At 74.4% G+C, this 13,807-nt stretch carries 6 protein-coding genes; 3 read left to right on the top strand and 3 right to left on the bottom strand.

The features are described from left to right. Positions 1-31: 31 nt before the first annotated feature. Positions 32-1,378 (bottom strand): NtaA/DmoA family FMN-dependent monooxygenase, encoded by a 1,347-nt coding sequence (locus tag ACFVXH_RS15565; protein WP_380742858.1) that lies wholly within the window; start codon positions 1,376-1,378, stop codon positions 32-34. Positions 1,379-1,453: 75 nt separating this feature from the next. Continuing rightward, a complete protein-coding gene (locus tag ACFVXH_RS15560) occupies positions 1,454-2,434 on the bottom strand; it encodes a ribokinase (RefSeq protein ID WP_387823740.1) in 981 nt (326 codons plus the stop codon). A gap of 125 nt (positions 2,435-2,559) precedes the next feature. Between ACFVXH_RS15560 and ACFVXH_RS15555 the strand changes: the two genes are divergently transcribed. After that, entirely contained in the window at positions 2,560-3,552 is a 993-nt protein-coding gene (locus ACFVXH_RS15555) for a LacI family DNA-binding transcriptional regulator (RefSeq protein ID WP_387823737.1), read from the top strand. An 86-nt stretch (positions 3,553-3,638) separates the two neighbouring features. On the opposite strand, the gene ACFVXH_RS15550 is transcribed toward ACFVXH_RS15555, so the two are convergent. Then, positions 3,639-4,985: an MFS transporter gene (locus ACFVXH_RS15550; protein WP_387823734.1), complete on the bottom strand. Its 1,347-nt coding sequence runs from the start codon at positions 4,983-4,985 to the stop codon at positions 3,639-3,641. Between the two features lie 954 nt (positions 4,986-5,939). Between ACFVXH_RS15550 and ACFVXH_RS15545 the strand changes: the two genes are divergently transcribed. Then, on the top strand, positions 5,940-11,969 hold the full coding sequence (locus ACFVXH_RS15545; protein WP_387823731.1) for an acyltransferase domain-containing protein: 6,030 nt from the start codon (positions 5,940-5,942) through the stop codon (positions 11,967-11,969). Further along, complete coding sequence (locus tag ACFVXH_RS15540; RefSeq protein ID WP_387823728.1) at positions 11,966-13,786, top strand: amino acid adenylation domain-containing protein; 1,821 nt, start codon at positions 11,966-11,968, stop codon at positions 13,784-13,786. Before ACFVXH_RS15545 ends, ACFVXH_RS15540 begins: the two co-directional genes overlap by 4 nt. Positions 13,787-13,807: the final 21 nt, after the last annotated feature.

Genomic DNA, 13,807 nt, shown 5'->3' with positions numbered 1-13,807 from the left:
GTCGCCGTCCTCTCGTCGCCGGTGCGGGGGGTCAGTGCCGGTACCGCGCGGCCGGGTGGCTGGCCGGCAGCGCCCGGTCGGACGCGCCGGTCAGCCGCTCGCGCAGCGACTCGCCCTGCGCGTACTCGCCGCGGAAGACGCCGCGGGCGCGCAGGATCGGCAGCACCGACTCGACGAACTCGACGGTGGAGGCGGGCTGGACGGTCGGCGAGAGCAGGAAGCCGTCCAGGTCGGCGCCCTCCGCCAGGGCGCAGATCTCGTCGGCGATCTCCTCGGCGGTGCCGACCACCGGGCGGGCGCCGACGCCGTGGGTGTGCCAGTCGGCGAGCACGTCGCCGACGGTCTTGTCGGCGAACCGGGCGACCTGGGTCTGCGACATCTCGGTGGACAGCTCAGCCATCGGGGTGTCCGGCGCGTACGAGGACAGGTCGAGGCCGGTGAACATGGCGTAGCTGGCGACGGTGACCTCCGGGCGCTGGGCGTCCAGGACGCGCTGCCAGCGGCGTTCGGCGTCCGCGGTGGTGGCACCGATCACGCAGGAGAAGGCCGACATCACCTTGACCTCGTCGGCGCCGCGGCCGGCCCGGACGGCCTCCTCGCGGATCGCCGCGGTGTGCCCGGCGAGCTGTTGGACGGTGCCGCTGCCGACGAACATGCACTCGCCGTGCCGCCCGCCGACGCGGCGCCCGGCCGGGGAGGCGCCGGCCTGGAACAGCACCGGGGTGCCCTGCGGGGAGCGGGCGGTGTTGCCGTAGCCCTGCGAGCGGAAGTACGGGCCGTCGTGCTCGACCAGGTGGACCTTGGCCGGGTCAGCGAAGCGGCCGGCCTTGTCCTTCTCCAGGGCGTCGGGCTCCCAGGAGCCCTCCCAGTACTTGTAGACCAGGTCGAGGAAGTCCTCGGCCATCCGGTACCGGTCGTCGTGCGCCACCATGTCCATCCCGAAGGCCTTGACGGCGGTGTCGGCGGTGCCGGTGGTGACGATGTTCCAGCCGAGCCGGCCGCCGGAGAGCTGGTCCAGGGTGGCCAGTCGGCGGGCGAAGGCGTACGGCGGCTCGACCAGCACCGAGCCGGTCACCACCAGGCCGAGGTCGGTGGTGCTGGCCAGCAGGGCCGAGGCGATCACGAACGGGTCCAGGCGCGGCAGGTCGAGGGTCTCCTCGGTGGCGATCGGCGGACGCACCCCGCCGATCTCCGACCAGCCCCAGGCGTCGGCCAGGAACAGGAAGTCAAGCTTGGCGTCCTCGCAGATCCGCGCGATGTCGCGCCAGTACCCGAGGGTGTCGAACAGGTGCCGGCGGCTGTCGGGGTGGCGCCAGGTGGCGGTGCCGCTCGCGTTGGTCTGGGCGTTCTCGAACAGTCCGAGCTTGAGGTTGCGCATGGGGTGTTCTCCGTTGAACTGGTGGTGCGGGGGAACCGGGGTGCTGAGCGGACCGGGCGTGGGGGCCGGGGACCGTCAGGGTGCTACGGGAACGGCGGGGGCGTCGAGGACCGCGCTGGTCGCGTCGGGGAGCGGGGCGGGTGCGCCGAGGGGGCCGGCGGCCGCGTCGAGCTGCGCCGCGGAGGGCATGGCGGACTGGGCGCCGAGCCCGGTGACGGCCAACGAGGCCGCGCGGACGGCTCGTTCGGCGGCGGCGAGCAGGTCGGCGCCCCGGGCGAGGGAGTCGGCGAGGGCTCCGCAGAAGGTGTCGCCGGCGCCGACGGTGTCGACGGCGTCCACGACGGGGGCCGGCAGGTGCACGGCGGGACGGCCGGGCTGTTTGACCAGCGCCCCGTCCGCGCCGAGCGTCACCACGACCGCCCGGCAGGGCAGGGCGGCCCGCTCCAGCAGTTCGCGCGCCCCGTCGGGGCCGGCGGGCGGCCCCGCGCCGAGCAGGGCGGCGAGTTCGCCGAGGTTGGGGACGAGGACGTCGACGGCGGCGAGCACCTCCGGGGCGACCGGGCGGGCCGGGGCCGGGTTGAGGACGACGGTGCCGCCCTGCTCCCGGGCCCGCAGCACGGCGGCGGCGACCACCTCGGCGGTGATCTCGTGCTGCACCAGGACCACCTCGCCCGCGGACCGGGCCAGCCGCTGCGGCAGGTCCGCGACGGACAGTTCGGCGTTGGCGCCCGGGTTGACCACGATGGTGTTCTCGCCGGCCCGGTCGACCACCACCGAGGCGATCCCGGTGGTGCTCTCCGGTGCCGGGCGCACCGCCCCGACGTCCACTCCTTCGGCGGCGAGCGCCCGCAGGATGGCGTCGGCGTCCGGGCCGACCCGGGCGACCATCCGCACCCGCGAGCCGAGCCGGGCCGCCGCGACGGCCTGGTTGGCGCCCTTGCCGCCGACGCCCTCCACGAAGCCCCGCGCGAGCACGGTCTCGCCGGGTCGCGGCAGGTCCTCGACGGTCAGGACGAGGTCGCGGTTGATCGAACCGACGACGGTGATGGGCGGCATCCGCACTCCTTGGGAGATCGATCTCCCACACTGTGGACCAGGCCCCCGGAACCGTCAAGTACCCTCGTGCTGCGTATTCCGCGAGCTCAGCCGAGCCCGTTCCCGACCGCGAAGGACCGCCCCACGTGACAGCGCCCCGACTCCTCGACGTGGCCGCGGCCGCCGGTGTCTCCCGCGCGACCGCCTCACGCGTCCTGGCCGGCACCCAGCGCAACGTCGACCCCGAACTCGCCCGCCGCGTCGAGGAGGCCGCCCGGCACCTCGGCTACCGCACCAACCACTCCGCCCGGGCGCTGCGCACCGGCACCACGGGCACCATCGGCGTGGTCGTCCCCTCGCTCGCCAACCCGTACTTCGTCCAGCTCGCCGACGCCCTCGCCCAGCAAGTCCGCGCCGCCGGCGGGCAGTTGGTGGTCTCCGACGCCGCCAACGACACCGCCGTCGAGGCCGAGCAGATCGAGACCCTGCTCGGCGGCCGGGTCGACGGGCTGCTCGTCGTCCCGGTCTCCGCCGGCGCGTCCGGCCCCGCCGTCCGGGCCGCCGCCCAGCGCACCCCGGTCGTCCTGTTCGACCGCTGGGCCACCGGCTCCGGCACCGTGGCCGTCACCCTCGACAACACCGCCGCGATGCGGCTGCTCCTCGACCACCTCGAAGGCCTCGGCCGCCACCGGATCGCCCTGGTCGCCGCCGACCAGGCGTCCTCCTCCGGCGCGGAGCGCCTCGCCGCCTTCACCGGGGCCCGCGGCGCCGACGCCACCACCGTCCTGCTGCCCAGCTTCACCACCGACGCCGGGCGCACCGCGGGCCGCCGGATCGCCGAACAGCACGCCGGGATCGACGCCGTGGTCTGCGGGGCGGACGTCCTCGCGGTCGGGCTGGTCAGCACCCTGCAGCGCTCGGCGATCCCCGTCCCCGGCCGGATCGCCGTCACCGGCTTCGACGACACCGAGATGCTCGAACTCCTCGACCCGCCCATCACCTCGATCCGCCATCCGCTCACCGCCATGGCCGAGCGCGCCCTGACCCTCCTTCAGTCCCCGGCCCGTGAACGGTCGGAGCGGGTGGAGCGCTTCGCGCCGCAGCTGGTGGTGCGCTCCTCCACGGACGCGAACGCCTGAGCGGTCGAGAGGCGGCCCCGTGTGCGGCGCGCACCCCGGGGCCGCCTCTCGGCGAACCGTTCCGACCCTCGACCGGGCGGGACCCCTCAGGCCTTCCGCCGCACCGCGATGACGGCCGCGCCCAGCACGCAGGCGACGGCGGCGGCGACGTAGGCGAGGTGGTAGCCGCCGAGCTGGTCCGAGCTGGTCCCCGCGACCAGGACCATCACCGCGACACCCGCGCTGGCGCCGATCTGCTGCGTCACGACGTTCACCGCGCCCGCGACGGCGTGCTGCTGCTCCGGGACGCCGGAGAGCCCGGCCGTGGTCATCGAGGGGAAGTTCAGCCCCTGGCCGATGCCGCTGACCACCAGACCGGGCAGCACGTGCAGCACGTAGTTCCCGTCCTGCGGCGTGCCCAGCCACAGCCCGGTGCCGACGCCGATCAGGACCAGGCCGACGGCCATCAGCGTCCGCGGGGAGTACGTGGCCAGCAGCCGGCCGGTGACGAAGTTGGCGGTGAGGAACACCGCCAGGGACATCGGCACCAGCGCCAGGCCGGACTCGGAGGGCGAGTAGTGCAGCATCCCCTGGAGGTACAGCGGGGCGAAGAACAGCATCCCGATCGAGCCCGTGTACTGGAGGAACGCCGACAGGCTCGCGTCCCGCACCGAGGCGATCCGGAAGAGGCCGAGCGGGAGCACCGGGTCGGCGGTGCGGTGCTCCCGGACGACGAACAGCACCAGGGAGACCGCCGCGGCGGCCAGGACGGTCCACGCCGTCGCGCCGCTGCTGCTCACGCCGACCACGAGCAGGGTGAGGCCGAGGGTGCCGGTGATCGCGCCGGGCAGGTCCAGCCGGCCGCGGTGCCCGGCGCCGTCGGGCAGTCCGACGCGGGTCGCGGCCAGCACGCCGACCCCGATCAGCACCGAGAACCAGAGCACCGAACGCCAGCCGAAGAACTGGGTCAGGACGCCGCCCAGCAGCACTCCGCCGCTGAAGCTCACGGCGCCGACGGCCGTGTACACGCTGATCGCCCGGTTGCGGGCCGGGCCGACCGGGAAGAGCGCGGTGAGCAGGCCCAGCGCGGCCGGCCCCGACAGGGCGGCGCCGATGCCCTGGACGGCGCGCGCGCCCAGCAGCGTCACGGTGTTCGGGGCCACCGCCCCGACCAGCGCGGACACGGTGAACAGGGCGACGCCGACCTCGAACACCCGCCGCCGCCCGAGGACGTCGGCGAGCCGGCCGCCCACCAGCAGGAAGCCGGCGAAGGTGACGGCGTAGGCGGTCATCACCCACTGGAGCGTGGTCTCCCCCAGGTCGAAGCGCTCTCCGACGGACGGCAGGGCGGCGTTGAGCACGCCGAGACCGCTCACGTCCAGGGCGAACGCCCCGGCCAGCACGCCGAGCGCCAGCCCCGGCCGGCGGGCCGACTCGACCACGGTGGCGGTCATGCGGGCCCGCCCGGGAGCTCCCGGCCGAGCGCACGGCGCCGCGGGAGGGACCTCACTAAGGAGCTGTCGGCACTGGCTGACGATGCATCAAGATTCTCAACTGCCATGCGGTCAGCTTGCATTGATCGCTCATCCGCTGTCCACCCCGCCCGGCGCGCATGGTACCGGCAGTCGGCCCTTCCCCAGGTCATTCGATTTCCGTCGACCTCTACCCGACGGCGGCACCCATCACACATTCGTACATCTGTTGCATCGAGGAGATCGAATCGGACACTTTGTCGATCAAATCCCGCCAGCGCTTCATCCGGCCGTCGAAATACGCGATCCTTGAATCGATGAACGCGTAGTCGACACATCTCTCCGCACCCCGAGGGCGGATGAACATACCCGCGCTGCGGAATTCTCAGCAGCGGAAGTAGCCGGCAGCCCGACCGGCAGGAGCCGAGCGCGTCGGCCAGAATTCCACAGTGTGCCGCTGATCAGTGAGCCGCTGAACGGCGACCACTCAAGCACCCCCGAAGACCCGACCCTCACCCCGTCCTGCCGCGCCGCGCGGTCGGCACCCCGAGTCCTTCCTCCTGTCGCGAGAGGAGCAGCGCTGCCCGACCGCACGTCGATGCATGTCATGTACAGACCTACTACCGTGCCGGCAGGCTGACCGGCGCTGCCCCGACGCCGCCCACCCTCCACTCCGCCCCGCCCCGCTTTTCGTTCGCTCCACCGGATTTCCCGTTCACTTCACCGGACTTCCCGTTCACGTCGAGCGCGAACTCCGGAAACACCGGCCCCGTCCGCTCGCCGCCCCGCCGATTCCGCGACGGCCCCCGGCGCGGAGGACGGATCCCGCCGTGCCCCGCCCCCCTGTTCCCGGCTGCCCTGAAATCGGCGTCCCCCCCGACCGGCCGGCCGCGAAGCCCCGTCCTCCATTCCATCCGCCCTGCTGAGGGAGTCGCCATGCCCCACGAGCGCGCAGCGCGAGACATCACCGACGTCACGGATTTCCTGCTGTCCCGCTTCGCCGAGCTGTCGGACGTGTCCGCGGCCTCGGTGGACCTCCGGGCGCCCATGCACCGGTACGGGCTGGACTCGTTGAAGTCGGTGAACCTCGCGGCCTCCCTGTCCGAGTACCTCGGCTGGCAGGTCCCGGCCACCTGGATGTGGCAGTACCCGACCCTGGACGGACTGGCCCGCGCCCTCGTCGACGGCCCGCGCTCCGCCGGGCCCGCCCCCGGCGCCGAGCGCCGCAAGCCCGCGCACGAGCCGGTCGCGGTCGTGGGCATCGGCTGCCGCTTCCCCGGCGGACCGGACCCGTCCTCGTTCTGGCGGCTGCTGGTCGAGGGCGGCGACGCCGTCGGACCGGTGCCGGCCGCCCGCCGCGAGCTGCTGGGCGACCGGGTGCGCTGGGGCGGGTTCATCGACGGCATCGACCGGTTCGACCCGCTGTTCTTCGGCATCTCGCCCCGCGAGGCCGTCCAGATGGACCCGCAGCAGCGCCTCGTCCTGGAGCTGTGCTGGGAGGCGCTGGAGGACGCGGGCATCGCGCCGGACAGCCTCGTCGGCAGCGACACCGGCGTGTTCATGGCCTCCTGCTGGAACGACTACGCCGCGCTGGCGCACTACCGCGGCCCCGACGCCCAGATCACCCCGCACACCGCGACCGGCATCCACGACGGCATCATCGCCAACCGCGTCTCCTACGTCCTCGGCCTCCAGGGCCCCAGCATGGCGATCGACGCCGCCTGCGCCGGATCCCTGGTCTCGGTGCACGTCGGGTGCCAGTCGATCCAGCTGGGCGAGAGCGACCTGGTGCTGGCCGGCGGCGTCAACCTCAGCTTCGTCCCCGACTACTACACCGCCATGGACCAGCTGGGCGCGATCTCCCCCGACGGCCGCTGCAAGACCTTCGACGCCCGGGCCAACGGCACCACCCGCGGCGAGGGCGCCGGCGTCGTCGTGCTCGCCCCGCTGAGCGTGGCGCTGGAGCGCGACCTGCCGGTGTACTGCCTCATCAAGGGCAGCTCCTCCAACAACGACGGTCCCAGCAACGGGATGACGGCGCCCAACCCGCAGGCGCAGGAGAAGATGCTCCGCACCGCGTACCAGCGGGCGGGCATCGCCCCGGACCTCGTGGACTACATCGAGTGCCACGGCACCGCGACGCCCCTCGGCGACCCGATCGAGGCCAACGCCGTCGGCGCGGTCCTGGGCGGCGCCGACCGCGCGGCGCCGCTGAGGATCGGCTCCGTCAAGTCCAACGTCGGGCACCTGGAGGCGGCGGCCGGCATCGTCGGCCTGGCCAAGCTCGCGCTGTCGATGCGCAACGGCGTCCTGCCGCCGAGCCTGCACTACAGCGCACCCAACCCGCAGATCCTGTTCGACGCGTACAACCTCACCGTCCAGGACCGGCTGACGCCGTGGCCGCGCCGCTCCGACGCCCGCCGGGGCGGCGTCAGCTCCTTCGGCTTCGGCGGCGCGATCTGCCACATCGCCGTCGAGGAACTGCCGCGCCCCGAGGCCTCGCTGCTGCTGCTGGCCGCGGACTCCCCCGCGGAGCTGGCCGAACGGGCCCTGGAGTCGCGGGACGCGACCGACCTGCGCGCGCTCTGCCGCCGCACGCCCGGCGACGGCCCGTTCCGGCTCGCGGCCACCGCCCGCGACATGGCCGAACTCCGCACCGGCCTGGACGCCTTCGCCGCCGGCACCACGGCCCCCGGCCTGAGCGTCGGGGAGGTCGGGGAGCGGCCCGGCCGGCCGCGGGTGGCGTTCCTGTTCTCCGGCAACGGCTCGCAGTGGGTCGGCATGGGCCGCCAACTGCTCGCCGGCCGGCCCGAGTTCCGCCGCTCCATGACGAGGTCCGACCAGCGGATGCGGGAGCTGCTGGGCTTCTCGCTCGTGGAACAGCTGATGGACCCGGACGGCCGCCTCGACGACATGGACGTCTTCCAGCCGCTGCTGTTCTCCCTCCAGGTCGCGCTGGCCGAGACCTGGCGCTCGCTGGGCGTGGAGCCGGACGTCGTGGTGGGGCAGAGCGTCGGCGAGTTCGCCGCCGCGCACGTCGCCGGCGCGCTGGACTTCGAGGACGCCTCCCGGCTGGCCGCCCACCACGGCCGGCTCCTCCAGCAGCTGGCCGTCGGCCGCGGCGAGGGCATCGTGGTGATGACCCCCGCGGACGAGGTCAGGCCGCACCTGACCGGCGGGCTCACCCTCTCCGGCCACAACGGCCTGAGCTCCACCCTGGTCACCGGCACCCCGCAGGAGATCGACGACCTCGTCCGGCGGCTGACCGACGCCGGCGTCGTCAACCACCGGGTGCGGATGGGCCACGCCCCGCACTCGCCGCTGGTCGACCACGTCCTCGCCCCGCTGAAGGCCGAGCTGGACGGCATCAGGCCGCGCACCGCCCGCGTCCCGATGATCTCGACGGTCACCGGCGAGCCGGTCGACGGCGCGGAGCTCGGGCCGGACTACTGGGCGGACAACCTGCGCCGGGAGATCCGGGTGGTCGACGCCCTGACCAGGCTGCGCGACCACGACGTCGACGCGGTGGTCGAACTCAGCCCCCACCCCCTGCTGCTCAAGTCGGTGTCGGAGATCCTGCCGGCCGTCACCACCCTGCCCTCGCTGCGGCGCGGCGCCGACGAGGCCGCCACCCTGCTCGGCTCGCTCGGCGCCCTCTACACCGCCGGACTCCCCGTCGCCGCCCACCCCTTCCTCGCGGGCGACCGCGGACGGCATGCCGCGCCGGGCGGCGGCGAGGCCGCGGCGGCCGACCGGGTGCACCTGGTCCCCGTCACGGCCCGGACCGCGGACGCGCTGGCCGACACCTGCCGCGCGCTGTCCAACCACGTCGAACGCGACCCGGCCCTGCGGGTCTCCGACCTCGCCTACACCCTCGCCGCCCGGCGCACCCACCACGCCCACCGGATCGCCCTGTTCGCCCGCGACCGGCAGGACGTCCTGGACGGGCTCGCCCGGATCGCCGACGGACGGCCGCACCCCGACGCCGTCACCGGCACGGTCTCCGGCACCGCCGACCGGCGGGTGGCGCTGGTGTTCTCCGGCACCGGCACCCACTGGGCCGGCATGGGCCGCGAACTGCTGCGCTCGCACGCCGGCTTCCGGCGGTGGATGCACGCCTGCGACGACGCCGTGCGCGCGGCCGGCGGCGGCTCGGTGCTCGACCGGCTCACCGCCCCGGACGGGCAGGCCCGGTACGAGGAACTGGACGTCCAGCAGCCGGTGCTGTTCGCCCTCCAGGTCTCGCTGGCGAAGGTCTGGCTCGGACTCGGCGTCGAGCCGGCCGCCGTGGTCGGGCACAGCCTGGGCGAGGTCGCGGCCGCCTGCGTGGCCGGCGCGCTGTCCCTGGAGGACGCCGCCAAGGTCGTGGTCGCCCGCTCGCAGCTGCTCGAACACGAGGCCGCCGCGGGCGCGATGCTCTCGGTCGACCTGCCGGAGCCGGAGCTGCTGCCCCGGCTCGCCGCCTACGCCGGGCAGGCGGCCGTCGCGGCCGTCAACAGCCCCACCAGCACGGTGGTCTCCGGCCCGCGCGAGGCCCTCGACGCCCTGGCGGCCGACCTCGGCCGGGACGGGATCACGGCCCGGAGGCTCCGGGTCGAACGGCCGATGCACAGCCCCGGCATGGACGCGCTGACCGGCCCGCTGCGTGAGCGCCTCGAGTCCGTCACCCCGCTGGCGCCCGGCATCGACTTCCACTCCACCGCCCTGGCCGGCGCGGTGAACCCGCTCGTCGACGCCGACTACTGGGTGCGCAACCTGCGCGACCGGGTCCGGTTCGCCGAGGCGACCGCCGCGCTCGTCGACCGGGGCGTCTCCACCTTCATCGAGATCGGCCCGCACGAGACGCTGCGCGGCGCGGTCGAGGAGACCGGACTGTCCCGGGGCGTCCGGGTGCACGCGGTCAACTCGATGCGGCGCGGGGAGAGCGACCTCCGCTGCCTGCTGGGCGCCGCCGCCGAACTGTTCGTCAGGGGCCTGCCGCTGACCTTCGACCCGCTGTTCGGCGACGACGTCGAGGTGGTGGAGACCCCGCTCGTCCAGTGGCAGAAGGAGCGCTACTGGATCGACTCCGAGCCCCGCCGCGAGCCCGCCCCGGCCCCGGCCGCCCCGGTCGCGGCCACCGCCGTCACCTCCACTCCGGTCTCGGCGCAGCCCGCGCAGGCCCCCGTGGCGGAGCGGCCGGTGGCGGAGGTCGTCCTCGCCGAACTCGCCGACGCGCTGGGCGTACCGGCGGGCCGGTTCGACGCCGGCGCCGGCCTGCGCGACTTCGGCCTCGACTCGATGCTCGCGATCCGCCTCGTCAACCGGATGCAGGCGGTCCTCGGGCACCGGGTCTCGCCGGTGGTGTTCCTGGACGGGCGCTCCATCGCCGAGGTGGTCGGCCACTTCGTCGGGCTCGCCGACGGACCGGCCGCTCCCGCCCCCGCCCCGCAGCCGCCCCAGGCCGTCCAGGCGCCCACGCCCACGCCCACGCCCGAGCCTGCGCGGTCCTTCCTGGAGGACCTGTCCGAACTGGACGCCGAGGAGCTGCTGGAGGAGCTGGACGCGCGCGGCCTGCTGGAGGCCACCGACACGCCGGCGTCGGAGCAGCTGCGCGCCGAAGGCCTCGGCCTCGAACTGGCGCCGGCCTCGCACGGCCAGGCCTCGCTCTGGTTCATGCAGATGATCGCGCCGGACGCCGTGCCCTACAACTACATGGTGACCGCCCGGATCCGGACGGCGGTCGACGAGGACGCCCTGGAGCGCGCCGTCCTGGCCGTGCTCGACCGGCACCCCGCGCTGCGCACCCTCTACGTGGAGGCGGGCGGCCGCCCGTACCAGGTCGTCCTGGACGAGCCGGTGTACGAGTTCCTCGTGGTGGACACCGCCGACCTGGACGACGAGGAGGCCCGCGAGGAACTGGCCCGGTACGGGCACGAGCCGCTGGACATGGACAACGGTCCGCTGGTGCGGGTCGTCCTGATGCGGCGCGGCCCGTCCGACCAGTTCCTGATGGTGCTGGTCCACCACATCGCCTCGGACGCGGCCTCGGCCGACATCATGATCCGCGAGCTCCAGGAGTTCTACGAGGGCGCCGACCCGGCCGACCGCACGCCGGTCGCCCCGTACACCGAGTTCGTCGAGTGGGAGCGGCAGTGGCTGGCCGGGCCGGCCGCGGAGGCGGCGCTGGACTGGTGGTCGGAGAAGCTCGCCGACCCGCCCGCCCACCTGGACCTGTCCAGCAAGGAGCGGCCGCCGGGCGTCACCTACGAGGGCCGCGACCTCGCGTTCCGCTGGAGCGCCGAGGAGACCCGCCTGCTGCGGGAGTTCGCGGTGCGCGAGGGCGTGTCGGTCAGCACCGTCGTGCTGGCCGGCTTCTTCGCCACGCTCAACCGCGCGGCCGGGACGGAGGACTCGGTGCTGGCCACCGCGATCGCCCAACGGGCCGAGCCCGGCTGGGAGTCCGCGATCGGCTACTACCTCAACACCGTGCTGGTCCGGGCGAACCCCGCCGGGGACCGCAGCTTCCGCGAGCTGCTGCGCGAGGTCCACGCCTTCTCGCTCGGCCTCCTGGAGCACATGAACTACCCCCTGGACCTGCTGGCCGCCCAGCTGAAGCCGCCGCGCGCCGAGGGCCGCTCCCCGTGGTTCGACGTGGTGGTGAACTGGCTGTCCTCGGACGCCTTCCCCCGCTCCGTCAAGCTCTTCCACGGCGTCGGCGAGACGCTCTCCCCGGACGCCGCGCTGCCGCTCGAACCGCTCCAGGTGCGCAGGCACCTCGCCAAGTTCGACCTGGAGATCTCGATGGCCGACATCGACGGCCGGGTGGCCGGCCACGTCCAGTTCAAACCGGGCTACCTGGAGAGGCAGACCGTGACGGCCCTGCTCGCGCTGTACCGCACCGTGCTCTTCGACTCGATCGCCCGACCCGACCAGGCCCTCGGCGACATCGCGCCGGCCGGCCTCCCCAAGGAGACAGAGCAGTGACCGAAACCCTGCACTCCGAGTTCATCGCCCAGGCGGTCAAGAACCCCGACGCGACCGCGGTCTACTCCGACGCCGGCGTGCTGACCTACGGCGAGCTGAACGAGCGGTCCCGCGAGCTGGCCGAGCGGCTCCTCGCCGACGGCGCGGGCCCGGGCGTCCCGGTCGGCATCTGCGTCGAGCGCACCCCCGACCTGCTCGTCGCCGTCCTGGCGGCCCTGCGCACCGGCTCCTGCTACCTGCCGCTGGACCCGAACTACCCCGCCGACCGGCTGGCCTTCATGGTCGAGGACAGCGGGGCCCGGCTGCTGCTCACCACGCCCGCCTCCCGGGCCAGTTGCCCGCCCGGCCCGACCGTGGTCGTGCTCGGCGGGACCACGACCACCGAGCCCGGCGCCGAGCCCGTGGCGGTCGTGCCCGAGGACACCGCGTACGTCATCTACACCTCGGGCTCCACCGGCAGGCCCAAGGGCGTGGCCGTCCGGCACGCCGGCGCCGTGGCGATGCTCGCCGAGATGGACCGGGTCCTGGAGGGCTGCGACCTGAGCGGCGTCTCGGCGGCCAGCTCGGTCTGCTTCGACCTGTCCGTGATGGAGGTCTTCAACGCGCTGTGCCGCGGCGGCGCCGTCGTGCTCGTCGAGAGCGCCGTCCACCTGACGGAGAGCCGGTACGCGGACCGGATCACCCACCTGTCCGTCGTCCCGTCGGTCATGAACGGCCTGCTCGACGCCGGCGCCCTGCCCCCGAACGTGCGCTCGATCGTCTTCGGCGGCGAGGCGCTGCGCCGCAAGCTGGCCGACCGGGCCTACCGGGAGACCGGCGCCACCCGGGTGTTCAACGCCTACGGCCCCACCGAGGGCACCGTCTTCTGCTCGTTCGGGCTGGTGCCCGAGAACGGGACGGACGAGCCGACCATCGGCCCGCCGACCACCACCGACCTGGTCTACGTGCTCGACGACGAGCTGCGGCCGCTCCCGGCCGGCGAGTCCGGCGAGCTCTACCTCGGCGGCGTCGGCCTCGCGCACGGCTACGTCAACCGGCCCGGCACCACCGCCGAGCGGTTCGTTCCGGACCCGTTCCGCGACGGCGAGCGGATGTACCGCACCGGGGACGTCGTCAGGTTCACCGAGGACGGCGAACTCCGGTTCCTCGGCCGCTCCGACCACCAGGTCAAGCTGCGCGGCTACCGGATCGAGCTGGAGGAGGTCGAGGCCCGGCTGACCGGCTGCCCCGAGGTCCGGGAGGCCGCCGCCGCCGTCCGGGGCAACCGGCTGGTCGGCTACGTCGTCCCCGCCGGCGAGGGCGCACCGCAGGACGGCCCCCGGCTGGACCCGGCCCTCCAGGGCGCGATCACCGGCCGACTCGCCGCCGAGGTGCCCGACTACCTGGTGCCCGCGACGCTCGTCTTCCTGCCCGCCCTCCCGCTGGGCCCGGGCGGCAAGCTCGACCGCGACGCGCTGCCCGAGCCGCCGGCCGCCGGCACCGACGGGCCGCGGTCGGCCGCCGGCACGCCGACCGAGGTGGCGCTGGCGGAGATCTGGGGCGAGCTGCTCGACCTCGATCCGTCGGGCATCGACGTGCAGTCCGCCTTCTACGACCTCGGCGGCGACTCGCTGCTGCTGATCCGCCTCGCCCGGCTGATGACCCGTCGCTTCGACCGCCGCGTCCGGGTGCCCGACCTGTTCAGCTTCCGCGACATCGCCTCCCTCGCCCGCTGGCTCGACGACGACAGCGGCGCCACCCCCGAGGTGGTCGAGTCGGCCCGCCAGCGCGCCGGCGCCCGCCGCGCCGCCCTGCGCGGCCGCGGCGCCGGCCGATAGCCACCCGCGTCACCTCCACCC

This window comes from Kitasatospora sp. NPDC058184 (assembly GCF_042883725.1).
In the GTDB taxonomy this organism is placed as follows: Bacteria; Actinomycetota; Actinomycetes; order Streptomycetales; family Streptomycetaceae; genus Kitasatospora.
This window is presented reverse-complemented; position numbering and strand designations above follow the sequence as displayed.